Source organism: Curvibacter sp. APW13 (genome assembly GCF_032337135.1).
In the GTDB taxonomy this organism is placed as follows: domain Bacteria; phylum Pseudomonadota; class Gammaproteobacteria; order Burkholderiales; family Burkholderiaceae_C; genus Allorhodoferax.
Map to the genome: position 1 here is coordinate 277,065 of NZ_JAVXZZ010000002.1, position 26,296 is coordinate 303,360.

General features: G+C 64.3%; 20 protein-coding genes and 1 tRNA gene. 11 read left to right on the top strand and 10 right to left on the bottom strand.

Translation table 11 applies throughout. From position 1 onward, the window contains the following. Position 1 precedes the first annotated feature (1 nt). Both rfbA and rfbC read left to right on the top strand, forming a co-directional pair. Positions 2 to 889, top strand: coding sequence for a glucose-1-phosphate thymidylyltransferase RfbA (gene rfbA / locus RQP54_RS09630; protein WP_315678042.1), 888 nt, complete (start codon positions 2 to 4; stop codon positions 887 to 889). Beyond that, the gene (gene rfbC, locus RQP54_RS09635) at positions 886 to 1,431 is read left to right on the top strand and encodes a dTDP-4-dehydrorhamnose 3,5-epimerase (RefSeq protein WP_315678043.1); all 546 of its coding nucleotides are present in this window, start codon (positions 886 to 888) and stop codon (positions 1,429 to 1,431) included. The genes rfbA and rfbC overlap by 4 nt, the downstream gene beginning before the upstream one ends. A gap of 52 nt (positions 1,432 to 1,483) precedes the next feature. Here rfbC and RQP54_RS09640 read toward each other — a convergent pair. Continuing rightward, positions 1,484 to 1,568: transfer RNA gene (locus RQP54_RS09640), tRNA-Leu, on the bottom strand. A 40-nt stretch (positions 1,569 to 1,608) separates the two neighbouring features. Here RQP54_RS09640 and cysM point away from each other — a divergent pair. The 3 genes from cysM (at position 1,609) to RQP54_RS09655 (ending at position 3,386) form a co-directional block, all read left to right on the top strand. Next, positions 1,609 to 2,511, top strand: coding sequence for a cysteine synthase CysM (gene cysM / locus RQP54_RS09645; protein WP_315678044.1), 903 nt, complete (start codon positions 1,609 to 1,611; stop codon positions 2,509 to 2,511). A 64-nt stretch (positions 2,512 to 2,575) separates the two neighbouring features. Then, complete coding sequence (locus RQP54_RS09650; protein ID WP_315678045.1) at positions 2,576 to 3,127, top strand: NUDIX hydrolase; 552 nt, start codon at positions 2,576 to 2,578, stop codon at positions 3,125 to 3,127. A gap of 31 nt (positions 3,128 to 3,158) precedes the next feature. After that, positions 3,159 to 3,386: a sulfurtransferase TusA family protein gene (locus RQP54_RS09655; protein ID WP_315678046.1), complete on the top strand. Its 228-nt coding sequence runs from the start codon at positions 3,159 to 3,161 to the stop codon at positions 3,384 to 3,386. 67 nt (positions 3,387 to 3,453) lie between these two features. Here RQP54_RS09655 and RQP54_RS09660 read toward each other — a convergent pair whose 3' ends face one another. Next, the gene (locus tag RQP54_RS09660) at positions 3,454 to 6,441 is read right to left on the bottom strand and encodes a valine--tRNA ligase (protein ID WP_315678047.1); all 2,988 of its coding nucleotides are present in this window, start codon (positions 6,439 to 6,441) and stop codon (positions 3,454 to 3,456) included. Positions 6,442 to 6,553: 112 nt separating this feature from the next. After that, positions 6,554 to 7,516, bottom strand: a complete 963-nt coding sequence (locus RQP54_RS09665) for a MaoC family dehydratase (protein ID WP_315678049.1) — start codon at positions 7,514 to 7,516, stop codon at positions 6,554 to 6,556. 62 nt (positions 7,517 to 7,578) lie between these two features. Here RQP54_RS09665 and yaaA point away from each other — a divergent pair, with 62 nt between their 5' ends. Genes yaaA through queF form a run of 3 tightly spaced genes read left to right on the top strand, consistent with a single transcriptional unit; the run spans position 7,579 to position 10,198 of the window. Continuing rightward, the gene (gene yaaA / locus RQP54_RS09670; protein WP_315678050.1) at positions 7,579 to 8,355 is read left to right on the top strand and encodes a peroxide stress protein YaaA; all 777 of its coding nucleotides are present in this window, start codon (positions 7,579 to 7,581) and stop codon (positions 8,353 to 8,355) included. A 56-nt stretch (positions 8,356 to 8,411) separates the two neighbouring features. Continuing rightward, a complete protein-coding gene (locus RQP54_RS09675) occupies positions 8,412 to 9,335 on the top strand; it encodes an alpha/beta fold hydrolase (protein ID WP_315678051.1) in 924 nt (307 codons plus the stop codon). Continuing rightward, complete coding sequence (gene queF, locus RQP54_RS09680; protein WP_315678052.1) at positions 9,332 to 10,198, top strand: NADPH-dependent 7-cyano-7-deazaguanine reductase QueF; 867 nt, start codon at positions 9,332 to 9,334, stop codon at positions 10,196 to 10,198. Before RQP54_RS09675 ends, queF begins: the two co-directional genes overlap by 4 nt. Before the next feature lie 40 nt (positions 10,199 to 10,238). On the opposite strand, the gene RQP54_RS09685 is transcribed toward queF, so the two are convergent. From RQP54_RS09685 to RQP54_RS09710, 6 genes are all read right to left on the bottom strand, one after another. Continuing rightward, a complete protein-coding gene (locus RQP54_RS09685) occupies positions 10,239 to 11,453 on the bottom strand; it encodes an acetate/propionate family kinase (protein ID WP_315678053.1) in 1,215 nt (404 codons plus the stop codon). A 1-nt stretch (position 11,454) separates the two neighbouring features. Beyond that, entirely contained in the window at positions 11,455 to 12,879 is a 1,425-nt protein-coding gene (locus RQP54_RS09690) for a bifunctional enoyl-CoA hydratase/phosphate acetyltransferase (RefSeq protein WP_315678054.1), read from the bottom strand. A 106-nt stretch (positions 12,880 to 12,985) separates the two neighbouring features. Further along, complete coding sequence (locus tag RQP54_RS09695; protein WP_315678055.1) at positions 12,986 to 13,408, bottom strand: hemerythrin family protein; 423 nt, start codon at positions 13,406 to 13,408, stop codon at positions 12,986 to 12,988. A gap of 68 nt (positions 13,409 to 13,476) precedes the next feature. Continuing rightward, positions 13,477 to 15,915 (bottom strand): EAL domain-containing protein, encoded by a 2,439-nt coding sequence (locus RQP54_RS09700; RefSeq protein ID WP_315678056.1) that lies wholly within the window; start codon positions 15,913 to 15,915, stop codon positions 13,477 to 13,479. 149 nt (positions 15,916 to 16,064) lie between these two features. Next, positions 16,065 to 17,306 (bottom strand): DNA polymerase IV, encoded by a 1,242-nt coding sequence (gene dinB / locus RQP54_RS09705; protein ID WP_315678057.1) that lies wholly within the window; start codon positions 17,304 to 17,306, stop codon positions 16,065 to 16,067. 6 nt (positions 17,307 to 17,312) lie between these two features. Next, positions 17,313 to 18,215, bottom strand: coding sequence for a prenyltransferase (locus RQP54_RS09710; RefSeq protein WP_315678058.1), 903 nt, complete (start codon positions 18,213 to 18,215; stop codon positions 17,313 to 17,315). A 113-nt stretch (positions 18,216 to 18,328) separates the two neighbouring features. On the opposite strand from RQP54_RS09710, the gene RQP54_RS09715 reads away from it, so the two are divergent. After that, positions 18,329 to 19,087, top strand: coding sequence for a substrate-binding periplasmic protein (locus tag RQP54_RS09715; protein WP_315678059.1), 759 nt, complete (start codon positions 18,329 to 18,331; stop codon positions 19,085 to 19,087). A gap of 94 nt (positions 19,088 to 19,181) precedes the next feature. After that, entirely contained in the window at positions 19,182 to 21,860 is a 2,679-nt protein-coding gene (locus RQP54_RS09720; RefSeq protein ID WP_315678810.1) for a bifunctional acetate--CoA ligase family protein/GNAT family N-acetyltransferase, read from the top strand. Positions 21,861 to 21,943: 83 nt separating this feature from the next. Here the strand turns inward: RQP54_RS09720 and RQP54_RS09725 are convergent, their stop codons facing one another. Further along, positions 21,944 to 23,098: an alpha-hydroxy acid oxidase gene (locus RQP54_RS09725; protein WP_315678060.1), complete on the bottom strand. Its 1,155-nt coding sequence runs from the start codon at positions 23,096 to 23,098 to the stop codon at positions 21,944 to 21,946. A 196-nt stretch (positions 23,099 to 23,294) separates the two neighbouring features. Between RQP54_RS09725 and RQP54_RS09730 the strand changes: the two genes are divergently transcribed. Further along, positions 23,295 to 26,264, top strand: a complete 2,970-nt coding sequence (locus RQP54_RS09730; protein WP_315678061.1) for an EAL domain-containing protein — start codon at positions 23,295 to 23,297, stop codon at positions 26,262 to 26,264. The last annotated feature ends 32 nt before the right edge of the window (positions 26,265 to 26,296 follow it).

The following is a 26,296-nucleotide window of genomic DNA, read 5'->3' on the forward strand; positions in this document are numbered from 1 at the left end:
CATGACGAACCGTAAAGGCCTCATCCTCGCCGGAGGCTCCGGCACCCGGCTGCACCCGGCCACCCTGGCCATCAGCAAACAGCTGCTGCCGGTGTACGACAAGCCCATGATCTACTACCCGCTCAGCACCCTGCTGCTGGCGGGCATGCGTGACATCCTCATCATCAGCACCCCCCAGGATACGCCGCGCTTTACCCAGTTGCTGGGCGATGGCAGCCAGTGGGGCGTGAACCTGCAGTACGCCGTGCAGCCCTCCCCGGACGGACTGGCCCAGGCCTTTCTCATTGGCGAACACTTCATTGGCAATGACCCCAGCGCATTGGTGCTGGGCGATAACATCTTCTACGGACACGATTTCCAGCCGCTGCTAAAGAACGCCATGGCGCGCGAGCAGGGGGCGACTGTCTTCGCCTACCACGTGACGGACCCCGAACGCTACGGCGTGGCGGAGTTCGACAAGGCGGGCAAGGTGCTTTCCATTGAAGAGAAGCCCGTCAGTCCCAAGAGCAACTACGCCGTCACCGGCCTGTACTTCTATGACCGTACCGTGTGCGCCAAGGCCAAGGCTCTGAAGCCCTCGCCACGCGGGGAGCTCGAAATCACCGACCTCAACCGCCTGTACCTGAATGACGCGGACTTGCAGGTGGAGATCATGGGCCGGGGCTATGCGTGGCTGGACACCGGCACGCACGACAGCCTGTTGGACGCCAGCCAGTTCATCGCAACCCTGGAGCGCCGCCAAGGGCTCAAGGTGGCCTGTCCTGAGGAAATTGCCTACCGCCAGGGATGGATTGACGCGGCGCAGTTGGAGCGTCTGGCGCAACCGCTGAAGAAGAACGGCTATGGGCAATACCTGCTGTCTCTGCTCAATGACGGTTCACGCGTATGAACGTGATTCCTACGGCCATCGCCGATGTCCTGATCCTGGAGCCCAAGGTGTTCGGCGACGCCCGCGGCTTCTTTTTCGAGAGCTTCAACCAGCAACGATTTGACGAAGCCACGGGCACCCGGCTCCAGTTCGTGCAGGACAACCACAGCCGCAGTGGCAAGGGTGTGCTGCGTGGCCTGCACTACCAGGTGCAGCAGCCTCAAGGCAAACTGGTGCGGGTGGCTGCTGGCGCCGTGTGGGATGTGGCGGTCGACATCCGGCGTGAATCACCTACCTTTGGGCAGTGGGTCGGGGTGGAGTTGAGCGCAGATAACCAGCGCCAGCTCTGGATACCACCGGGGCTGGCCCATGGCTTCGTGGTGCTGAGCGACTCGGCCGATTTCCTGTACAAGACCACCGATTACTACGCGCCGACGCATGAACGATGCATCGCCTGGAATGACCCGAGCCTGGCCATTGCCTGGCCGGATGTCGGCATGGCGCCCTCCCTGTCGGTCAAGGACCAGCAGGGGATGAGCTGGGCGCAGGCCATGGCGGCTTAAGAGGGAAAACTGAAAACAAAAAAGGCCGAACAGTTGGTTCGGCCTTTTGACTTGGTGCCCAGGGCCGGACTCGAACCGGCACACCTTGCGGCGGGAGATTTTGAGTCTCCTGTGTCTACCAATTTCACCACCTGGGCGGGTATTCAGTGAAGCGCGAATTATGGCACATTTGAGGGCATGAAATTCCCAACGATTGAAGACGCGGTCGGAAAGACGCCGCTGGTGCGCTTGCAGCGCGTAGGTGCCTTGGACAACGATAGCCGTGGCAATGTCGTCCTGGCCAAACTGGAGGGCAACAACCCTGCCGGATCGGTCAAGGACCGGCCGGCCTTGTCGATGATCCAGCGCGCGCAGGAGCGAGGGGACATTTGCCCCGGCGATACGCTGATCGAGGCTACGTCGGGCAACACCGGCATCGCCTTGGCCATGGCTGCGGCCATCAAGGGCTACCGCATGGTGCTGATCATGCCGGAGGACCTGTCCATTGAGCGCGCACAGACCATGAAGGCGTTTGGTGCGGAACTGATCCTCACCCCCAAGAGCGGTGGCATGGAATACGCCCGCGATCTGGCCGACAAGATGCAACGTGAAGGCAAGGGCCGGGTGCTGGACCAGTTTGCCAACCCGGACAACCCGCGCATCCACTACGAGACCACCGGCCCCGAACTGTGGGAGCAGACGCAGGGGCGCATCACGCACTTCGTGAGCGCCATGGGAACCACCGGCACCATCACCGGCGTGAGCCGCTTCCTGAAGGAAAAGAACCCCGCCGTGCGCGTGATCGGAGCACAGCCAGCAGAAGGTTCGCGCATTCCCGGCATCCGCAAGTGGCCGCAGGAATACCTGCCCAAGATCTACGACCCCAGCGGCGTGGACGAGCTGGTGTTGGTGACGCAGTCGGATGCCGAGGACATGTGCCGTCGCCTGGCGCGCGAAGAAGGCATCTTTGGGGGCATTTCGGCGGCGGGTGCATGCTGGGTGGCGCAGCAGATAAGCCAGCACGAGCGCGAGGCCGTGATTGCCTTTGTGGTCTGCGATCGCGGCGATCGCTACCTGTCCACGGGCGTGTTTCCTGCATGAAATCGGTCCGTGGCCCTTGCGGGTATTGCGTAGGTAGCTGCGTTTTTAGGAGCAATTGGTCGGTATGAGTGCCCATTTCCAGTATTGCCCCCAGTGCGCAACGCCCTTGCAGATGCGGGTGGAGCAGGAGGACGGCGGGCCGCGTGAGCGCTTGCGCTGCCCGGCCTGCAACTTCACACACTGGAACAATCCGACGCCCGTGCTCGCTGCGGTCATCGAGTACCAGGGCAAGGTGCTGCTGGCGCGCAACGTGGCCTGGCCCGGCAAGATGTATGCGCTCATCACCGGCTTCATGGAAGCGGGCGAGTCGGCGCAGGAGGGCATTGCGCGCGAGATTGCTGAAGAGACTGCGCTTGCGACCACGGCGCTTAACCTGCTGGGCGTCTACGACTTCCAGCGCATGAACCAGGTCATCATCGCCTTTCATGCCGTGTGCGAAGGGGAGGTGAAGCTCAGCCCCGAACTGGTGGACTACCGCCTTTATGACATGGAGGACGTGAAGTGCTGGCCTGCGGGTACGGGCTACGCGTTGGCGGATTTCCTGCGTTCGCGCGGACATGAGCCCGTATTCATCGATCCCGTGTGGCGTGCGGATGCCGAGAAGCTGGCGACTTAAAATGGCCCCTCTGCGCTAGAAAGCCGATTGCATGAACATCGACAAAGAAATTGATACCCGCGGGCTCAACTGCCCCTTGCCCATCCTGAAGGCCAAGAAGGCGCTGTCCGAGATGCTCAGTGGCCAGTTGCTCAAGGTGGTGGCCACCGATCCCGGCTCGGTGCGCGATTTCCAGGCCTTTGCCAAGCAAACGGGCAATGAACTGGTGGACCAGCAAACGGTGGGCGAAGAAATCATCCACGTCTTGCGTCGCCGGTGACGTCCATCCGGCGCCAATGAACAAAGGCCACCCGCGGGGTGGCCTTTTGCATGGGGGAGCGGCAACCTTAGCCCAAGCGCTTGAGCTGCTCGCGCACCTTGTCCAGGGTGGCGCTGAAGTCTGCCACGCGCTTGCGTTCCTGCTCCAGCACCGCAGCCGGTGCCTTGGCCACAAAGGCTTCGTTGCACAGCTTGGCATTGGCCTTGGCGATCTGCTCTTCCAGTCGTGCCACTTCCTTGCCCAGGCGCAGCTTCTCGGCGGCCACGTCCACTTCCACAAACAGGCAGATGCGGGCTTCGCCCACCACCGCCACGGGGGCGGACTGGGCAGCGGCCGCCCAAGCGGCCTCGTTGTCGAACAGCTTCACTTCGTAGAGCTTGGCCAGGGCCTGCAGCACGGCGGCCGACGACTGGAGGAACGAGCCTTCTGCTTCGGTTTGTGCGACCACATAGAGTGGCAAACGCGTGGCGGGCGATACGTTCATCTCCCCGCGCAGATTACGGCAGGCATCTACCAAGCCCTTCAGCTTGGCGATGTGGGCGATGGCTGCTTCGTCGATGCGCTCGGGCTGGCTCACGGGGTAGGCCGCAATGCTGATCGAGGGGCCGCTGCGACCGGCCACGGGGGCCACCTTCTGCCACAGCTCTTCGGTGATGAACGGGGTGATGGGGTGCAGCAGGCGCAGGATGGTTTCCAGCGTGCGGATCAGGGTGCGGCGGGTGGCGCGTTTCTGTGCATTGGAGCCGGTGTTGATCTGCACCTTGGCGATTTCCAGGTACCAGTCGCAGAACTCGTTCCACACGAAGTCGTAGATGGTGTTGGCCACGTTGTCCAGGCGGTAGTCGGCAAAGCCCTGGGCCACTTCGGCTTCCACCTTCTGCAGCAGCGAAACGATCCAGCGGTCGGCTTGGCTGAAGGCGAGGTAGGAGCCGGTATCGCAAGCTGCGGGGGCGTGTTCGTCCAGCCCGCAGTCTTGGCCTTCGCAGTTCATCAGCACAAAGCGCGTGGCGTTCCACAGCTTGTTGCAGAAGTTGCGGTAACCCTCGCAGCGCTTGCTGTCGAAGTTGATGGAGCGGCCCAGGGACGCCAGCGCGGCAAAGGTGAAGCGCAGCGCGTCGGCGCCATAGGCGGGAATGCCTTCGGGGAATTCCTTTTCGGTGTTCTTGCGCACGGCAGGCGCGGTTTCGGGCTTGCGCAGGCCGGTGGTGCGTTTGTCCAGCAGGGGGGCGAGGGCAATGCCATCGATCAGGTCCACCGGGTCGAGCACGTTGCCTTCGGACTTGCTCATCTTCTTGCCCTGGGCATCGCGCACCAGACCGTGGATGTAGACGTGCCTGAACGGCACGCGGCCCGTGAAGTGCTTGGTCATCATGATCATCCGGGCGACCCAGAAGAAGATGATGTCGTAGCCGGTGACCAGCACGGAGGAGGGCAGGTACAGGTTGTAGTCGTCGGTGGCGCCGGTGCCTGCGCCCTCATTGCCCCAGCCCATGGTGCTGAAAGGCACCAAGGCGCTGGAGTACCAGGTATCGAGCACGTCTTCGTCGCGCTTGAGCGTCTTGCCTGGGGCCTTGGCCTGTGCCTCGGCTTCGTTGCGGGCCACGTAGACATTGCCCTCTTCGTCGTACCAGGCCGGAATCTGGTGGCCCCACCACAGCTGGCGGCTGATGCACCAGTCCTGGATGTTGTTCATCCACTGGTTGTAGGTGTTGACCCAGTTCTCAGGCACAAACTTCACGTCGCCGCTTGCTACGGCATCGATAGCGCCTTGCGCAATGCTGGTGCCGGACGGAGCGGGTTTTGTCATGGAAACAAACCACTGGTCGGTGAGCATCGGTTCGATCACCTGGCCGGTGCGGGCGCAGCGCGGCACCATGAGCTTGTGTTTCTTCACTTCCACCAGGAAGCCTCCGGCTTCCAGGTCGGCCACGATCTTCTTGCGGGCCACAAAGCGGTCAAGTCCTTGCAAATCCTCGGGAATGAACTGGCGAGCTTCATGCAAGTCATAAGCACGACCTAATGTGGAACGCAAGCTTTCATGGATGGACTGCAAGTCAGCGTCTTTATGGACGATCTTGGCGTCCAGCGTCAGCACGCAGATCATGGGCAGCTGGTGGCGCAGGCCGACTTGGTAGTCGTTCTGGTCGTGGGCAGGCGTGACCTTGACCACGCCGGTGCCGAAGGCCTTGTCCACGTACTCGTCAGCAATGATGGGTATGTTCCGGTTGCAAAGGGGCAACCTCACATGCTTGCCAATCAAATGCTGGTAGCGCTCGTCTTCCGGATGCACCATCACGGCCACGTCGCCCAGCATGGTTTCGGGACGTGTTGTTGCCACCACCAAGCCCTGCACACTTTCGCCATTGACGGTCTGAGGGCCATCCACAAAGTCGTAGCGGATGTGCCACAGCGAGCCATCTTCCTCTTCGCTTTCCACTTCGAGGTCGCTCACGGCGCTCATGAGGATCGGGTCCCAGTTCACCAGACGCTTGCCGCGGTAGATCAGGCCCTGCTCATAGAGCTGCACAAAGGTTTCGGTCACCGTCTTGGACAGCTTGTCGTCCATGGTGAAGTACTCGCGGCTCCAGTCCACGCTGTCGCCCATGCGGCGCATCTGGCTGGTGATGATGTTGCCGCTCTTTTCCTTCCACTCCCATACCTTGGCGGTGAAGGCTTCACGGCCCAGGTCGTGGCGGCTGATCTTCTGTTCCTGCAGTTGGCGCTCCACCACGATCTGGGTGGCAATGCCGGCGTGGTCGGTGCCCGGAATCCAGGCCGTGTTGAACCCGGCCATGCGGTGGTAGCGCGTGAGGCTGTCCATGATGGTCTGGTTGAACGCGTGGCCCATGTGCAGCGTGCCGGTCACATTGGGCGGGGGCAGCTGGATGGCAAACGAAGGAGCGCCCGCTTGCGGTGCCTGCGTGCCGCGGAAACCCGCCACGCCATAGCCGCGCTTTTCCCACTCGGGGCCCCAATGGGCTTCCAGGGCGGCCGGTTCAAACGATTTGGACAGGGATTGCAGGCCGGGTTGTTCAGGGGTTTTGGTGTCGGTCATGGTGGGCGTCGCCAAGGAAAAATGGGCAGGCACAGGCTGCGGACGGAACCCGCCATTTTACGGGCTGGGCGGTGCCCATCGTTGGGGCCGCGCGCCTAGGCCCGTCGAACGCTCAATGGGTGTCTGACAGTGGCAGGAGGGTCCCCTCCAGGTGGGGCTGGCTGGCCGTGCCGCGTTGGGGGTCGAGGATCTGCAGGGAAAACTTGCGACCCTGCCGGTACGCTTGGGCGTACAGGGCCACGCGCGAGGGAAGGGGCAGGGGGCGTTTGAACTGCACGTCCAGTACATAGGGGGTGGATACCGGCTGCTGCTGGCGCAACACGTCCAGGCAGCGCGCGGCGCTGAACAGCCCGTGGGCGATGGCCGTGCGCTGCCCCAACAGCCGGGCACTAAAAGAGCTGAGGTGGATGGGGTTGAAATCACGTACCGGCAGCGCAAAGCGGCGGCCCGCGTCGGCGGCCACGTCCCATTGGGCGACTTCCTGGTCCGGTTCGAACGCCGCAGCGGACTTCCTGCGCCGTGCTGTGGCACCGGTCTGCTGGGGATAGACGTAGGTGCTCTGCTCACGCCACACCACCTTCCCGTTCACGCTGGCGCTGGTGTGCAGCGTGAACTGCGGGCCCTTGGGTCCAGGCTCGACCCCTTCCAATGTGCAAGTGAAGTCCAGTGCCTCGGTCGGTGGCACGGGGCACAGCATTTCGGTGCGGTTGGCCAGGTGCACCAGTCCCATCAGCGGCAGCGTAAAACGGGGGTGCGTCAGGATGGCCAAGTGCAGCGGCATCGCCATGGCATGGATGAACAGCGGCGGCAGCACGAAGGTGTAGTACGGGGCCGGGGCCGGGGGCACGCAGACGCCTGCTGCGGCATTGTTGTCCTCGCACAGCTCGGTGTAGCTGCGAAGCGATGGCGCATGTGCCCGCGCACCACGCCATTGCGCTGTGATGGCCGGTACCACCAAGGGGGCACCTGGCGCCGGGGCCTTGCGCAGCAGGGCGCGGCCCAGCGCCGCCCACAGACGCGGCGGCGCGTCGTACTGCAAGGTGATCGACTCTAAAGGGTGTGAATGCGTGCCCATGGGCGGGGGAAATTAGGGGGCAGGCTCCGCCGCGGGAGTCCGGACTTTCCGATAATACGGCAATGCTTTTTGTTCTTTCGCCAGCCAAGTCGCTCGACTACGAGGCCCCCGCTCCAGCGGTCACCCCCACCAGCACCCAGTTCAACGCCCAAAGCAAGGAACTCATTGCCTTGCTGCGAGCTTTAAGCGTTCAGCAGGTGGCCGAGCTCATGGACCTGAGCGACAAGCTCGCGGCCCTCAATGTGGCGCGCTATGCCGCCTGGTCCAGCCGGGCTACGGCCAAGAACGCGCGACCAGCCGTGTTTGCGTTTGACGGCGATGTGTACGACGGTCTGGCTGCGCGTTCCCTGGGTGTGATTGAGCTGCAGTGGGCGCAGGAGCACCTGTGCATCCTCAGCGGCCTGTATGGCGTGCTGCGCCCGCTGGACATGATGCAGCCCTACCGCCTGGAGATGGGAACGGCCTTGGCCAATGCCCACGGCGGCAACTTGTACAAGTTCTGGGGCGATACCTTGGCCAAGCATCTGAACCAGCGCCTCAAGGTAGACGGCAGCGGTGTGCTGGTGAACCTGGCATCGCAGGAATACTTCAAGGCCGCCAACACGCCAGCCCTGAAGGCGCGGGTGGTGGAATGCCAGTTCCAGGACTACAAGAACGGTCAGTACAAGGTCATCAGCTTCAACGCCAAGCGCGCCCGGGGGGCCATGGCACGCTATGCCATCACGCATCGGCTAGCGCAAGTTGAAGATCTCCGTGCCTTTGATATTGATGGCTACCGCTGGGACAAGGCTGCCAGCAGCAGCGATACACTGGTGTTTCGGCGCAAGGCTGCCAACTGAGTCTGTCAATTGGATAAAACAGGGCTTCGGCCCGCAAGGGATAAGCGTATATAGCTATGAAAGTAGTAGCGAACGGACTCGAGTTCGAAGTAGAGGACAGTGCCAGCATCAACCCGCTGGACGCAGACCTGCAGGCGCGCCCGGTGGTGGTGCTGATCATGGGCCTGGGCATGCAGCTCATTGCCTGGCCCCAGCAGTTCGTCGACGACCTGGTCGATGCCGGTTACCGTGTCATCCGCTTCGATAACCGCGACATCGGCCTGAGCAGCCACCTGGACCACCTGGGCCGCCCGCGCATCGTCTGGGAGGTGCTCAAGCACCGCTTGGGCCTGCGCAACCGTTCGGCGTACAGCCTGGCCGACATGGCGGCAGACACCTTGGGGATCCTCGACACCCTGGGCATCAAGCGCGCCCACATCGTGGGCGTGAGCATGGGCGGCATGATCGCCCAGCGGGTGGCGATTGCGGCACCGCACCGCGTGACCAGTCTCACCAGCATCATGAGTTCCAGCGGTGCGCGCAAGCTGCCCCAGCCCGACAAGGCCATCGTCAAGCTGCTCACGCGCCGCCCTGCGGGCGCGGGCATGGAGGCCATTGCGGCCCAGAGCGTCAAGCTGTTCCAGGCCATCGGCAGTCCGGCCTATCCCACACCGGAAGAGGAGTTGATGGAACGGGTGCAGGCGGGTTTGGCGCGCAGCTTCCACCCCGTGGGCATGCTGCGCCAGATGGTGGCTGTCGTGGCCGACCATGACCGTGCCGAGGCGCTGGCCCGCATCCAGTCACCCACGCTGGTGATCCACGGCGATTCCGATCCGCTGGTGCCTCCGGAGCACGGTGTGGATACGGCCAACCGCATCCCCGGGGCGAGACTGGTCACCATCGAGGGCATGGGCCACGACCTGCCGCCCGAGCCCGTGAACCAGATCCTGAACGCCCTGGTACCCCACTTGCAACAGGCACAGCGCAAGGTGCATGCATGAGCAACCCCAACACGCCCGAACAATCGCAGCTGGGCCGCCAGTCCGCCTACATCGACCAGCTCGATCCGAGCCTGCTGTTTCCCATCTCGCGCACACCCAAGCGCGAGGAGATCGGCATCACCGGGGCCTTGCCCTTCATGGGCGCCGACCTGTGGACGGCGTTCGAATTGAGCTGGCTGAACCTGCGCGGCAAGCCCCAGGTGTCGCTGGCGCACTTCACCATTCCGGCCGACACACCCAACATCATCGAGAGCAAGTCGTTCAAGCTGTACCTCAACAGTTTCAACAACACGCGCTTTGCCGATGCGGATGCCGTGAAGGCCCAGTTGCGTACTGACCTGAGCGAGGCCCTGTGGCGTGGCGCGGCCCAAGCGCAGGGTGGCAGCCTGGGGGTGAAGATCATCGGTGCCGACTGGTTCGACCGCGAACCCGTGTACGAGCTCGATGGCCTGAGCCTGGATCGGCTGGACGTGGAGTGCACGCGTTACCAGCCCGCGCCAGACCTGCTGCGCGTGGTGCCCTCGGAAGATGAGGCGCCCGTGTCGGAGGTGCTGACCAGCAACCTGCTCAAGAGCAATTGCCTGGTGACGGGCCAACCCGACTGGGGCAGCGTGCAGATCAGCTACACCGGTGCGCAGATCGACCACGAAGGTCTGCTGCAGTACCTGGTGAGTTTCCGCAACCACAACGAGTTCCACGAACAGTGCGTGGAGCGCATCTTCACGGACATCTGGAAGCGCTGCCAGCCGCTCAAGCTCACGGTCTACGCGCGCTACACACGCCGCGGTGGGCTTGACATCAATCCGTTCCGAACCAGCCACCCGCAGGCATTGCCGGCCAACCACCGCACGGCGCGTCAGTAGTCCCGAGTTGCTATTCTATTGAGAGCTGCTTGCGCAGTTTTCATGCGGGCTGGAGGCCGTTTTTCCTGTTGAATGAGGCCAGGATGGCTGCGGCGTCCCGGGCGGCAACCCAGCCTTCATCGGTGGGTACCAGCCACACCTCCACGGTGCTGTCGCTGCGGTGCAGTGCCACCATGTCGGTGCCACCCGCCTGCGCGTTGCGCTCTTCGTCCAGCCGCACGCCCAGCCAAGCCAGCTGGCGGCACACGTCCTGGCGCAGGGCGGCGTCGTGCTCGCCGATGCCGCCACTGAAGCTCAGCACATCGAGCCCCTGCAGGGCTGCGACCAGGCCTCCGGCCTCGTGCAGCACCGAGCGCGTGAACAGCGCAATCGCATTGCGGGCGGCTGGGTCCGCACTGGCGCGCAAGGTGCGCATGTCGGCGCTCAGGCCAGAGGCGCCCATGAGGCCGCTGCGCCGGTAGAGCAAGTCCTGCAGCTGGTCCGCAGTCCAACCCTGCTGCAGCAGGTACAGCAGCACACCGGGGTCAAGGGCACCGCTGCGTGTACCCATGACCAACCCGTCCAGGGTGGAAAACCCCATGGTGGTGGCCAGTGAGCGCCCATCGCGGGCGGCGCAGAGGCTGGCGCCATTGCCCAGATGGGCCATCAGCACACGCTGGTTCCCGCGTGCACTGTGTGCCTTCAGCCGGTGCAGCACGAAGTCGTACGACAGGCCATGGAAGCCGTAGCGCTGCACGCCCAGGGCGCGCACATCGGCCGGCAACGCCCACTGGGCGTGCAGTGCCGGAATGCTGCGGTGAAAGGCGGTGTCGAAACAGCCCACCTGCGGCACTCCGGGCCAGACCCTGCGCAGCAGTTCCACGCCGCGCAGGTTGTGGGGCTGGTGCAGTGGCGCCAGGGGCTCCAGCGTCTTCAGGTAGGCCAGCGTGGCCTCGTCGAGCCAGGTACTGCCGGCCAGGTCGGGGCCGCCATGGACGATGCGGTGGGCAATGGCTGCAGGGGCTTCCACACCGCTGGCCCGCAGACCGGCCTGCAGTTGCTCTAGCGCCCATTCGTGCGGGGCCGCACAAGGAGCGCTAGCGCCGTGCCGCAAGGGCTGCCCGGCCAAGCCAAACGCTACCTGCGGCTGTCCGCCGGGCTCCAGTCCTTGCGCCATGCCGTGCCAGGTGGCGTTTTGTGGCTGGCCCTGGCGGTCCAGCGGATACACGGCCCACTTCAGGGAGGATGAACCGGCGTTGACCGTGAGGATGGCCACGTCAATGCGCCCAGGCCTGGCGCGGGTGGTCGCGCCGCGCGTTGTGCGCCACCAGCAGCGCCAGCACGGCTGAGGCCACGCGGTTCATCGGGCCGTCAGCGCGGCTGGTCAGCGCGATGGGAACCCGTGCGCCGAGCACGATGCCGGCGCAGGTGGCTCCTGCCAGGTATTCCAGCTGCTTGGCCAGCATGTTTCCCGATTCGAGGTCGGGCACCATCAGGATGTCGGCATCGCCGGCCACCTGCGAGGCAATGTGCTTGATCTGGGCGGCGTGGCTGGAGATGGCGTTATCGAAGGCCAGGGGACCGTCGAGGATGGCGCCATGGATCTGCCCGCGGTCGGCCATCTTGCACAGGGCCGCGGCATCGATGGTGGAAGGGATGCTGGGATTTACCGTCTCCACCGCGGACAGGACGCCGACCTTGGGTGCGGAGATGCCCAGGATGCGGGCGAAGTCGACCGCGTTCTGCACGATGTCCATCTTCTCGGCCAGTGTCGGGTGAATGTTGAGCGCCGCGTCGGTGATGAGCAGGGGCTTGTGGTACAGCGGTACGTCAAAGCGGAACACGTGCGACATGCGCCGCGCCGTGCGCAGGCGCGGCTGGGCCAGTACCGCGTGCAGCAGTTCGTCGGTATGCAGGCTGCCCTTCATCAGCATCGCCACGCTGCCCTTGGCCGCCAGCTCGGCTGCAGCCTCGGCGGATTCCTGGCTGTGTTCCGTGTCCACGATCTCGATGCCGTCGAGCGCCAGACCGGCACCCTGCGCCAGGTGCTCGATGCGCACACGCGGGCCTACCAGTACCGGAACGATCAGGCCACGCGCGGCCGCATCGAGTGCACCGCCCAGCGACTCGGCATCGCAGGGGTGCACCACGGCGCAACGCAAGGCCTCCAGCCCCCGTGCCTGGGCCAGCAGGCTCTCGAAGCGGCTGTGGGGGTCGAACAGGCGGATCAGCGGCGCCTCGATGCGCGGGCGGCGCACCTTCTTGGTCGGTGCCATGACGCGTGCCACTCCGCTGAGAACCTTGGCGCCCTTCTGGTTGAGCACCTGGCAATCCAGCTCCACTGCCTTGTGTTCCGCATCCTTCGCGGTGACGGTGACGCTCACCGTGAGGGTGTCTCCCACGCGCACCGGCTTGGCGAAGTGCAGGCTCTGGTCCAGGTAGATGGTGCCGGGCCCCGGAAATTGGGTGCCCAGCAGGGCAGAGATCAGCGAGCCGCCCCACATGCCGTGGGCAATGACGTCATGGAACAGGGTTTCGGCGGCGTACTGGGCGTCGAGGTGGGCCGGGTTGGTGTCGCCCGACACCGCGGCAAAGGCGCGGATGTCGTCGATGCTGAGGGTGCGGACCAGCTGGGCACTCTGTCCGATGGTGAGTTCGTCGAAGGTGACGTTTTCGATGAGATCGTTGCTGGGCTCGGTCATGGCAGGAGGGAAGTGGAGCGAATGGCGGTGCCAGCGTAGCGCCGCTGCCTTGCATTGTGCCTACATCGCAGCCGCAGGCGCTGTGAGCTCGCTCTAGAGCGTGTGCTCAGCCCAGGCCGGTGATGCGCTGCCCCAGCAGCTGCATGGCCAAGGTCTGGTCCGTGCCTGCAATGTGCTGTACCAGCCAGTCGTGCAGGTAGGTGCGCATGCGCATGGCGGTCTGCAGGTCACCCCATTCGGAGCGCCGGGCTTCCATCTGTTGCACCCGGTCGAAAAAACTGCGATGCACTGCCATGTGGACGTCCAGCTCGCGGTAGTCCTGGCCGAGCTTGTGCATCAGCTGCTCTTCCTCGCTGAAATGGAACTGCACGTATTCCTTGAGCTGCGGCAGCAGCTCGTCCAGCGCACGGTGTGTCTGGCCCGCGGCGCACAGGCTGTCGAACACTTCGATGCGGCCAATCAGAACCATGTGCTGTTGGTCCATCAGTGGGACACCGGTGGTGAGGGAATCCTTCCAGAGTCTGGACATGGCCTTGGGTGGTGGGTTGGTTCGCGATTGTCCCTGCCCAGCGGTCCACCAGACTATTCTGGTCTTCCCTAAAGCAACGCCGCAGGAACCGGGTGCCCGAAATGGTAGCCCTGAAAGGCGTCACAGCCCATGTTCCGCAGCATCTCACACTGTTGGGCGGACTCCACGCCTTCCGCAATGACCCGCAGTCCCAGGCTGTGTCCGAGGGCCACCACCGTCTTGGCGATGACGGCGTCGTTGGGGTCCGTCAGCAGGTCCCGCACAAAGGACTGGTCAATCTTCAGCTGGTCCAGGGGCAGGCGCTTGAGGTAGGACAGGGAGGAGTAGCCGGTGCCGAAGTCGTCGAGGGACATGCGCACACCGTGGGCCTTGACGGCATTCATCTTGACAATGATTTCCTCGACGTTCGCCATCAGCATGCTTTCAGTGATTTCCAGCTTGAGCTTCTGGGGCTGGGCGCCGGTGGCAAGCAAGGCACGTTGCACCTGGCCGACGAAGTCGGACTGCGCGAATTGCACCGCACTGACGTTGACTGCCATGGTCCAGCTGGCGCGCACGGGGTCTTCGGCCCAGGCCACCAGTTGTCGGCAGGCGGCTTCGAGCACCCACTGCCCCAGGGCGAGAATCAGGCCACATTCCTCGGCAATCGGGATGAACTCCCCTGGACTGACCAAGCCGCGCTGCGGATGGTTCCAGCGAATCAGGGCTTCGACGCCGGTGGTGGTCCCTGTTGCGTCCACCTGCACCTGATAGTGAAGCAGGAACTGGCCTTGGGTCAAGCCGTGCCGCAGCTCCTGTTCCAGTGCGGCTTGGGCACTGACGCTGGCCTGCATGCTCGGGTCAAAGAAACGCGAGGTGTTGCGCCCGGCCGCCTTGGCCTCGTACATGGCAACGTCGGCCTTCTTCAGCAGCTCGTCGACCGAGGTGTCGCCGGGACCGAACACCACGATGCCCACACTGGGCGTGCTGGCGTGGACGTAGTCGCGCAGGGAGTAGGGTTGTCCCAGCGACAGCAGGATCTTGTGGGCGACTGTCTCCGCGTGGGTGCCCGCATCCTTGGGATTGGCGCCCAGTCCCTCCAGCATGATGACGAACTCGTCGCCGCCGAAACGGGCCACACTGTCGACCTCGCGCACGCACCCCAGCAGCCGCTGCGCGACCTGCTGCAGCAGGATGTCGCCCAGGTCGTGCCCCATGGTGTCATTGAGTTGCTTGAAGTGGTCCAGATCCAGGAACATCAGCGCGCCGTAGATCCGATTGCGTTCCACCATGGCCAATGCATGCTGGAGCCGGTCGAGCAGGAGGCGACGGTTGGGCAGTTGGGTGAGGGGATCGTAGAACGCCAGGCGCCGGATCTCTTCCTCGTGGGCACGCTGCTCGGTGTCATCACGCACCAGTCCGACGAAGGTGGTCTGGCCTCCGCGCTCCACCTGCGAGACCGACAGCGTCATCGGAAACAGCGTGCCATCCTTGCGCATCCCCTGCACCGCGCGCGGCTTGCCCATGACCCGGCCTTCGCCCGTGCGCAGGTAGGTTTCGAGGTAGCCGTCATGGTGACTGCGGTGCGGTTCAGGCATGAGAATGTGCACGTTGCGCCCGAGCACCTCGTGGACTTCGTAGCCGAATATGCGTCCGGCTGCATAGTTGAAAGACTCCACCAAGCCCTGGGCATTGATGGTGATCACCCCATCGACCATGTTGTCCAGAATGGTCTGGGTATGCCGGGCCGCATCGCGCAATGCGCGCTCGTCGGTCCTGCGCTGCTCCCGCGCTGCAATGCGGTCCGAGATCTCGCGCACCAGCAGCTGCAATGCAGTGCCCTGGGCCAGCTGGATGCGCACGGCCTGCAGTTCCACGTCGATGGGCACGCCATCGAGCCGGATGAAGCGGGTCTCCATGCGCCAGGCAGCCAGGCTGCGCGTTTCGACACGCCGCAAGTGAGCCAGTTGGTCCTCACGCAGTTCGGGTGCCAGCAGTTGCAGGGCCGGCAACAGGAGCAGGTCGTTCTCGGACTGTCCCCCCAGCAGTGCGATGGCCGCCGGATTGGCATACTGGACCTGTTCGCCGCGCAGCACCAGCACCGCGTCGGGCGACCACTCCACCAGGGAGCGGTACAGATCAGAGGCCGCTCCACCCGCGTGCGCCACCGGTTGCAGCAGGACCACGACGAAGCTCGCCTTGCCCTGTTCGTCGCACACTGGGTGGAAATGGGCCAGCAACCCGTTACCCCCGTCCTCCAGTGTCAGGCTGGCGACCTCCTGGGTGTCCAGTGCCTGGCGTTCGCATTGCTGCAGCGCCTGCCATTGCGGCACCGGGAATGGATGGCAGTCCACGGACGACTGCAATTGCGCCAGGTCGAGTTGCCATGCGGATTGGGCCGCCAGGTTGAGCGCCAGCCAGTGGCCCTGGGCGTCGCGGACATAGGCTGGTAGCGGGATTGCGTCGAGCAGCGCCTTGCACGCAATCGGGTGGTGGCTCAGAGAGAGGTGGAGTTGGTCCGCAGGCATCGTTGGGGCAGCGCCGCACGGAGATGCGGGTTCCTTAATGACGGATTCTAGTCGGACTGGGTACCAGGTACCCGATGGGCGAAGCCCGTGTGCATCACCCTTGGCGCTGGCAGGGCGGGTACGGGAGGCCAGCGTGTTGGCCGTTCGGCTCAGAAGAGCTCGGCATTGCCGGTGGTCGGGCCTGCGTGGGCTCTTGCCGGCTGCGGGGCGGGGATTTCGGTGGGTACACCGCCCGGCTGCGTGGCGCGCTGCAGGTTGCCGACGCGCACGCCCAGCAGCCGAAAGCGCTGCTGCAGCGGTGCGCGCTTGAGGCACTGGCCCGCTGCCTTACGGATCGCTTGTGCATCCTGCAATGGCTCGGGCAGCGTCAGGTCGCGGGTCAGAATCTTGAAGTTGGTGTATCGCAGCTTGATGCCTACGGTCTTTCCCGCATAGCCCTTGCGCTGCAGGTCCTGCGCCACTTGCTCGCACAAGGCTGTGAAGATGGAGCCAAGCTCGGCCTTGTCGTGCACCGCGTGCATGTCGCGCTCGAAGGTGGTCTCGCGGCTCATGCTCACGGGTTCGCTCTCCAGTTCCACGGCGCGGTCGTCCAGCCCCCGCGCGCTGCGATACAGCCAGAGTCCCGTGCGTTGGCCGAAGCTGTCCATCAGCCACTGCTCATCGCGTTGCGCGAGTTCACCGATGGTGCGGATGCCATGGGCCTGCAGCTTCTCGTCGAGCTTGGGCCCTACGCCATTGATCTTGCGGCATGCCAGGGGCCAGATCATGGACTGCAGATCCTCCTCGCGCACGATGGAAATGCCATTGGGCTTGTTGAACTCGCTGGCCATCTTGGCCAGCAGCTTGTTGGGAGCGACTCCGATCGAACAGGTCAGGCCGGTGGCGTCGAAGATGGCTTTCTGGATCAGTCGCGCCAGCGTGCGCCCGCCTTCGCGTTGCCCGCCCGGAACCTCGGTGAAGTCGATGTACACCTCATCCACCCCGCGGTCTTCCATGCGTGGGGCAATCTCGGTGATGATGTCCTTGAACTGGCGCGAATAGCGGCGGTACTGGGCGAAATCCACTGGCAGGAGGATGGCCTGCGGGCAGAGCTTGGCGGCTTTCATCAGCCCCATGGCGGACCCGACTCCGAACTGGCGCGCGGCGTAGGTGGCGGTGGTGATGACGCCACGCCCGGTGTAATCGCCCAGGCGCGCAAACCGATCCAGGAGAATGCGGTCCAGCGACATGCTCTGGGCGGCCTCGAGCACCGCTTCGTCAGCGGGTCGGCGTCCGCCACCGATGACCACCGGCAAGCCCTTGAGCTGGGGGTAGCGCAGCAGTTCCACGGAGGCGTAGAACGCATCCATGTCGAGATGGGCAATGCGGCGGCATGGTGCCTGCGGGGCCATGGGGGGTCAGAGCAGACGTTGGAGTGTCATTCCAGTGGCCATGAGCACGGGGGTCAGCAGATTGGCTCCGACATTGCGTCCCATGGCAGGCAGCAGTGCGGGGACATCGTTGTGGTGCCGCAGTACATCGCGCGCGGCCGGTACGGCCAGTATCAGGCCCCCCAGCCCCAGCAAGGCGCCCCAGGGCAGCCACCCCCAGCCCACGGCCAGCACCGGAATGGCATAGGCCGCGATGGTCATGGCGACAAACAGCCGACTGGCCAGCCCTGTGCCGTGCTGCACAAGGAGGTGGCGACGCCCGGCTTGGCGGTCAGCCTCCACATCCGGAAACTGGTTCAGAAGCAGCAGGTTGTTGACGAGGAAGAACGGTGTTAGGCTCGCCGCCCAGGTGCTCAGGTGGTAATGGCCCGTCAGAGCCACGTCGGTGCCGAGCACCATCAGCGGACCGAACCCGAGTCCGGGTGCCACTAGGCATAGCCAGGCCGAACGGGTGACCCAGCGTGTGTAGGCCACCACCAGCACGACGCCAGCGAGCCCCAGCGGCAGCAGTGCACTGCCGCGTAGCCAGACGAAATATGCGCCGACAGCCATGCACATGCCCAGGGTTGCCACGGCCAGCGCCCGTGCTGCAGGCGCCAGCTCCGGGTGCGCGGGCAGGGTGCCGCTGCCCCCGCTGAACGGTGTGCGCTCGGTTGCCAGGTCCAGTCCGCTGCGGAAATCCAGGTATTCGTTGAAGGCGTTGACGCTGACATGGGCCAACAGCGCACCGAACAGCACCAGCAGCGCATCAACCCAGGGGAACGGCGCGGTCGTGGCCGACGCACAGGCCCAACCCAGCACGATGCAGGCCGGGGTGAGCACAAGAAAAGGCAGGCGGGCGGTGCCCAGCAGCAACTTCAGGTTCGTCATGGGCCAAGCATACGGCACGGAAGCACAGTTGATTGCCCCATCCAGTACGCCAACGGTCCTGGGGTAGTGCGGAGTTTGCGTTTCGACGTTAGCATGTGCCAAGGAGGGGCTGCATGACACGTTGGCTGTTGGTTTTCGTTGCGGCCGTTTGCCTGTGGAGCGAAGCGTCGGCCCAGGTGGTGCGGATGGCATTGCTCACTGCACCACCTTATGGTGCATTGGACAGTGAGGGACGTGCCAGCGGCTTGTACCCGGACATTGCCCAGGCGCTGGAGCAGGCAACCGGGCTGGACGTGCAGGTGGAGCTGGTGCCGTTCGCACGCGCTGCGAACGAGGTCGCCAAAGGCGGCGCGGATGCCACCATCATGATGGCCAATGCATTCAGTGACGGCAAGGCGGTCGAAGCGGTGGTCGTGTTCTACACGCGGCAGGTCCTGCTGTTGCGACCCGGTTTGCAACTGGGCGTGGACCGGAGCCTGAACGGCCTGACCATCGGCCGTCTCAATGGGGGGTGCCAGGCACTGGCCGAACGAACCGGTGCCGCTGTGAAATTCCAGGAGATCAATTCGCAGGCGTCGGCTGTGGGCATGTTGGCCCTTGGTCGCATCGACGCCTTCTGTTCCACGGAAGAGGCCATACGGGCGGAAATCCGCAACCAGGGACTGGAAGCCAAGTTGCGCGCGGCCAAGCTCATGGAGCTGGGGGCCCGCCCGGTATGGTTGATGCTTTCCCCAACCTTGGCCCCTGCGGTCGCGGAGAAGCTGGTCGCGGGCGTCAAGCGCTTGCAGAAGAGTGGCCAATTGGCGACGATATTCCGCAACCACTTGGGATCCGCCTACCGTTTGCAGACGCAGGAAAAGACACCCTTCTGAGCCGATGTTTCTGGTACGAATAGGTCGCTGACTCAGTAAAAACCCTAATATTCGCGTTATGCTGCTGTGCAGCAATTCAAGTAAGGCCCTGGCCATGGACAAGCACTACCTGTCTCCCCTTTTCGCCCCGCAATCCATCGCGGTATTCGCGGGCAAGCCGGATGACCCCCAGACGCAGACACCCCAAGCCCAGGCGCTTCACCAGGCGCTCAAGGCCCAGCGATTCGAAGGCTCGCTGGTGTTCCTCGATTCCGACTTCGCCGGAACCCTGGCCGACCTGGCCACCACCCAGGCGGACCTGGCCGTGATTGCACTGCCCAAGGACGAGGTGCTCGGCGCACTGGAAATCGCCGGTCGCATCAAATGCAAGGCCGCCGTGGTCATTTCGAGCGGCATGGACGCCGCACTGGCCGGGGAACTGCACCGGGTGGCACGCCGCGACGGCATCCATCTGCTGGGCCCCAATTGCCTTGGGTTCCAGCGCCCGCATTTGCAGCTCAACGCCAGCGTGGCTGGTCCCTTGGCCAGCAGCGGCCCTTTGGCCCTGGTCTCGCAGTCCGGTGCGCTGACATCCTCGATCCTGGATTGGGCGCAGAAGAACGGCGTGGGCTTTTCGACCGTGGTGTCGTTGGGACCCAACACGGCGGTCGACATGGCCGAAGTGCTCGACTTCCTGGCCACTGACGCGCGTACCCACAGCATCGTGGTCTACCTCGAAGGCATCAAGAATGCACGGCGCTTCATGAGCGCCCTGCGCGCGGCGGCCAATGCCAAGCCGGTGGTGGTACTCAAGGCCGGCCGCAAGGCCGAGGGCAATCGTGCGGCCCTGACCCACAGTGGCACCATCGTCGGCAGCGATGACGTGTTCGACGCGGCCTTGCGCCGTGCCGGCGCGGTGCGCGTGCGCTCCTTCGTGGCCCTGTTCTCGGCCGCCAAGTCATTGGCATCGCGCTACCGTCCTGTGGGGCGGCGCCTGGCCGTGATCACCAATGGCGGCGGGCCCGGCGTGCTGGCGGCAGACTGGATCGACGAAGTCAAGCTGCATCTGGGCATCCTGAGCGATGCCCACGCCCAGGCCCTGCAGCCCAAGCTGCCGCCGCTGGCGTCCCTGGTCGACCTCATTGACCTGTCCGAGGAGGCGGGTCCCGAACACTACACGGCGGCACTGGATACCGTAGCCCAGGCCAGCGAGGTGGACGGTGTGTTGGCCATCTATTCGCCGGCCCATGGTTCGGACGGCTCTGCCATTGCCACCGCCCTGGCGCAGGCCAACCGGCGCCTGGGCAAGCCACTGCTGACCTGTTGGATGGGTGATGCCACGGTGGGTGAGGCGCGGCGCATCCTCAACGATGCCGCCATTCCGAGCTTCCGCACGCCCGAAGCCGCCGTCGGCTCCTTCTCCAATATCGCCTCGTTCTACCAGAACCAGCAGCTGCTGCAGCAGACCCCGCCGCCCCTGTCGGACCTGGCCAAGCCCGATGTGGATGGCGCGCGCATGCTGGTGGAAAGCGTGCTGGCCGAGCGACGCAAGGTGCTGACGGAAATGGAGTCCAAGGCGCTATTGGCGGCCTTCCACATCCCCGTGACCCGGACCATCCTGGCGCGCAATGTCAACGAAGCGATCATGATTGCCACCCAGCTCGGCTTTCCGGTGGCGCTCAAGATCGACTCTCCCGACATTGCCCACAAGTCCGACGTGCACGGCGTGGCGCTCAACGTGCTCAACGCCACGGCGGTGCGCGATACCTACGTCGACATGGTGGAAGCGGTAGCCAAGGCGCAGCCGGGCGCGCGCATCAACGGGGTCACGATCCAGAACATGTCGTCGCAGAAGCGGGGGCGCGAGATCTACATCGGGCTGGTGACCGACGCGCCATTCGGGCCGGTCATCGCGTTCGGTGCGGGTGGAACCATGATCGAGCTCATGAACGACCGCGCCATGGAGTTGCCGCCGCTGAACCAGTTCCTGGCCCGCCGGCTCATCGACCGCGCCCGTGTGGCAGAGACACTGGGCGAGTGGCGCGGTGCGCCCCCGGTGGACATGGCGGCGCTGGAGCAGGTGCTGCTGCGGGTGTCCGAAATGGTGTGTGAGCTGCCCCAGCTGCGCGAGATGGACATCAACCCCATCATCGTCGACGAGAGCGGCGCGGTGGCGGTGGATGCGCGCATCGTGGTGGACAACGCGCCACCCTCGGTGCGGCACTACAACCACCTGGCGATCCTGCCGTATCCGTCCCAGCATGAGCAGGAGTGGCCGATGCGCGGAGGCGGCGAGTACACGGTGCGCCCCATCCATCCCGACGATGCCTCGATGCTGCAGGAGTTCGTGCGCCAGTTGTCGCCCGAGAGCCGCTACTTCCGATTTGTCTCGTCGATTCAGGAGCTGCCGCCGACCATGCTGTCGCGCTTCACGCTGATCGACTACGACCGCGAAATGGCGCTGGTGGCGGTGTGCCGCGAGCGCACGGTGGGGGCTGATGGCGAAACCGTGGAAACCCAGCGCGTGCTGGGGGTGTCACGCTACATCACCAACCCCGACCGCGCGACCTGCGAGTTCTCGCTGGTGGTGGCCGACGACTTCAAGGGCCAGGGGCTGGGTTCGCGGCTGATGCTCTCGATCATGGACTTTGCCCGCGAGAAAGGCCTGACCGAGATCGAGGGCCTGGTGCTGGCGAACAACGCCAACATGCTCAAGCTCATGAAGAGCCTGGGCTTCAGCATCAAGACCTACGCCGACGACCCAGACTTCAAGCTCGTCACGCACCTGTTGTAGATGGTGCGGTTGCTACGTAATTTGTAGCGGTCTACGCAATGTTTACCTGGGCTGCAGCCAGAATTGGCATGCAAGCCCGAGGGTCAGGGCGTAGGGAAGGTGCCAGGCAGCAGGATGCTGCGGTCCACGGTCTCGATGTTGGTGTGGCCGCAGAACGCCATCGTCAGGTCGAGTTCCTTGTGGATGATCTCCAGGCACTTGGACACACCGGCTTCGCCCATGGCCCCCAGGCCGTAGAGGAAGGCCCGCCCGATGTAGGTGCCCTGGGCGCCGAGGGCGCGGGCCTTGAGCACATCCTGACCCATCCGTACGCCACCATCCATGTGCACCTCGATGTCCTTGCCCACGGCTTCGACGATGCGCGGCAGGGCGCGGATGCTGCTCTCGGCCCCGTCGAGCTGGCGACCGCCGTGGTTGGAAACGATCAGGGCGTCGGCGCCGGACTGCACCGCCAGGCGGGCGTCCTCCACGTCCTGGATGCCCTTGAGGATCAGCTTGCCGCCCCAGCGTTTCTTGATCCACTCCACATCGTTCCAGTTCAGCCCCGGGTCGAACTGCTGCGCGGTCCAGGCCCCCAAGTTCGACACATCGTCCACACCCTGTACGTGGCCCACGATGTTGCCGAACTGGCGCCGCGGCGTGCCCAGCATGCCCAGTCCCCAGCGCACCTTGGTGGCCAGGTTGATGATGTTGGCCAAGGTGGGTTTCGGAGGCGCGGAGAGGCCATTCTTCAGGTCCTTGTGGCGCTGGCCCAGGATCTGCAGGTCCAGCGTAAGTACCAGGGCCGAACAGCCCGCCGCCTTGGCGCGGTCAATGAGGCGCTCAATGAAGCCGCGGTCCTTCATGACGTAGAGCTGGAACCAGAAACCGGGACCGGCGTGCTGGGCCACGTCCTCGATCGAGCAAATGCTCATGGTCGACAGCGTGAACGGGATACCGAACGCGCGGGCTGCGCGGGCCGCGAGGATTTCGCCGTCGGCATGCTGCATGCCGGTCAGGCCCGTGGGGGCAATCGCCACCGGCATGGCCACCTTTTGGCCAATCATCGTGGTGGCAGTAGTGCGGTTCTCCATGTTCACCGCCACGCGTTGGCGCAGCTTGATGGACTGGAAGTCCGATTCATTGGCGCGGTAGGTGCTCTCGGTCCACGAGCCGGAGTCGGCATAGTCGTAGAACATGCGCGGTACGCGTTTCTTGGCCAGAACACGCAGGTCTTCGATGGTGGTGATGGTCGTCATGGCAGTCTCCTTGGTCGGCCTGCATGGTAGCGTCCGGGTCAGGGAAGGTGGTGTGAAGAGCGGTGTCGTCAGCGTGAAAAAATTTTGATGGCGTCCAGTTGACTTCGGAACATGCGGGCCATCGCCGCGCAGCCTCGGCCATAGGCGCCGCATCGCCAATGCGGCACAATGCCTGGTTTTGGAATTTTCATTTCCCATGGATTCCTCCGTCGCCCTGTCACTTGAAACATTGAAGCAGCGCGTAGCCGCTTTGGAAAGCCAGTTGCAATCGCAGCAGAGGCGTTGGCAGGCATTGGAAGAGGCCAATGGCGATGTCCTGGGTTTGCTGAAGTGGCGCCTCGACAGCGCTGGTGAATTGGTGCTGCTGGCATGCAACACCGCCGGTTCTGGCTTGATGCAGCGCGACTTGGGCGGTGCTGTGGGGCAGACTTTTGCTCAGGTGTTTCCTGGCCTGCAGCTTCGCCCGATCCATCGGCAACTGTGCCGACTGGCCCAGGACGGCGGGGCACTGCCGCCGACCCCGTTTTCGGGAGAGGGCCTGCTGTCCGGGCGCTCGTATCTCATGATGGCCTACCAGTGTGCGCAGGGCGAGGTCGTCGTCAAATTCTGGGATCGCAGTGAGTCTAGTGACGGCTCTGCGCTGCGCATGCACGTGCAGCAGCAGATGTCGGCCATTTTTGGTCACAGTCCGACGGCGATTTCGCTGAGCAGGTTGTCTGATGGGGCGTTCGTGGACGTGAATGCGTGTTGGACCGAAGTGACGGGCTATTCCTTGCAGGATGTGTTGGGACGAACGGAGGCCGATATCGGCTTTTGGCGAGATTCCCAGGAGCGTATCCAGTGGCTTGAGTCCCAGGGAGATGCGGGTTCGAGCCTGCCCGTCATGGAAAAGCCGTTCGTTCGGCCAGACCGGCGGCGCGTGGTGCTGCAGCACAGCGCGAACCGGGTCGAGATCGGAGACGGCCAATACCTGCTGAGCTACGTGCGTGACGTGACCCAGGAACGGGCCAATGCGGCAAACCTGCTGGCCAGCGAGCAGTTGCTCAAGGCCACCAATGCACGGCTGCAGGAACGGCTGCAGTTCATCCAGAAGGTGACCTCGCGGGCGCCTGGGGTCATTTTCCAGATGCTGCGCAGCCCGGAAGGTGCGTACCGGTTCCTGTACCTGGCCGAGCCGCTGCGCGACATGTACCGGGGATTGACGGCAGAGCAGGTGCTGGAGGACCCTCGGTGCGCGCTGGCGCTGCACCATCCCGATGACCTGCCGGAGTTTCGCCGCTCCATCGACTTGTCGGCGCGCATGCTCACCCCTTGGCAGCACGAGTACCGGCTCTGCCTTGCGGGCGGGGAAGTGCGCTGGATCCTGGGCCATGCCATTCCCGAGCTGGCCCCCGATGGCAGCACGCTGTGGAGCGGTTTCCTCACCGATGTCACGGACCGTCGTCATGCGCAGGAGCGCCTGGCCGCCAGCGAGTCTCGGTTTCGCGCCCTCACGGACCTGTCGTCCGACTGGTATTGGGAGCAGGACGCCGAGTACCGCTTTGTGCGGATTGACGGCAGTCCCACCGGGGCCATGTCCTTGGAAGCGGATTCGCTGATTGGCAAGACCCGCTGGGAATCGGGTGTGGAGGGCGTCAGCGCATCGGAATGGGCCAAGCACCGTGCCGACCTGTTCGCGCATCGAACGTTCCACGATTTCCAGGTGGCCCGACGCCTGTCCGATGGCAGCGTCATGTGGGCATCGATCAGTGGTGCGCCGATTTTCGACAAGCAGGGCAAATTCATTGGTTACCGCGGTATCGGACGCGACATTACCGAGCGCAAGCGCGACGAAGACCGGATCGAGCGCCTGGCGTTCTACGATGCGTTGACCGGCCTGCCCAACCGGCGCCTGCTGATGGACCGCCTGCACAGTGCCTTGGCCCTGCGCGAGCGCGACGGCAGCACCGGCGCGATCCTGTTCATCGATCTGGACAACTTCAAGGACCTCAACGACACCCGTGGCCACGATGTGGGCGACGAACTGCTCAAGCAGGTAGCGATCCGCCTTGGGGAATGCGTGCGTGACGCCGATACCGTGGCCCGTTTGGGAGGCGATGAATTCGTGGTGATGCTGCAGAAGCTCAGCCCCATAGCGGATGAGGCCGCGGCCGATGTGGAAACCGTCGGACGCAAGATCCTGCAGACGCTCAACGAGCCGTACCGGCTCAGCGGTGCCGAGCACCACAGCACGCCGAGTATCGGGGTCGCCATGTTCCAGGGGGAGGGACTGACGCTGGACGAACTGCTCAAGCGGGCCGACCTGGCCATGTACCAGGCCAAGGCGGCGGGACGAAACACCTTGCGCTTCTTTGACCCCACGATGCAGGCCGCAGCGACCGCGCGGGCTACGGTGGAGGCAGAACTGCGACAGGCCATGCAGCGCGACCAGCTGGTCCTGTACTACCAGCCTGTCGTCGATGCACAGGAACGTACGACGGGTGTGGAGGCGCTGGTGCGCTGGGTGCACCCCACCCGCGGCATGGTCAGCCCCGGGGATTTCATTCCGGTGGCGGAGCAGACCGGGCTGATCCTGGATCTCGGCCTGTGGGTGCTGCGCGCGGCTTGCCAGCAACTGGTGCTGTGGCGTGGCAATGCGCTGACCCGCGATCTGAGCATTTCCGTCAATGTCAGTGCGCGTCAATTCCGTCATCCGGGCTTCACGACGCAAGTGCTCGATGTGCTGCGGCAGACGGGAGCCAATCCCTACCGGCTCAAGCTGGAGCTGACCGAGAGCCTGCTGCTGACCGACTTTGCCGATGTCACGCTCAAGATGACAGAGCTGCGTTCCATCGGGGTCAGTTTCTCCCTGGACGACTTCGGTACCGGCTATTCGTCCTTGAGCTACCTCAAGCAACTGCCCCTGGACCACCTCAAGATCGACCAGTCCTTCGTGCGCGGGGTGCTGCACGATCCCAATGATGCGGCGATCGCCCGGACCATTCTGACCCTGGCGGCCAGCCTGGACCTCGGCGTGGTCGCGGAAGGGGTGGAGATTGCCGGTCAGCGCGATTTCCTGAAGGAAAACGGGTGCCGTTCATTCCAGGGCTATCTGTTTGGCCGTCCCGTGCCGGTGCAGATGCTTGACTTGCGTGATACCGCGTCGAGCCGCTTCGTCGGGCTGTAAAAAAGGCCCACGGAGGGGCCTGCGTTAGGTGG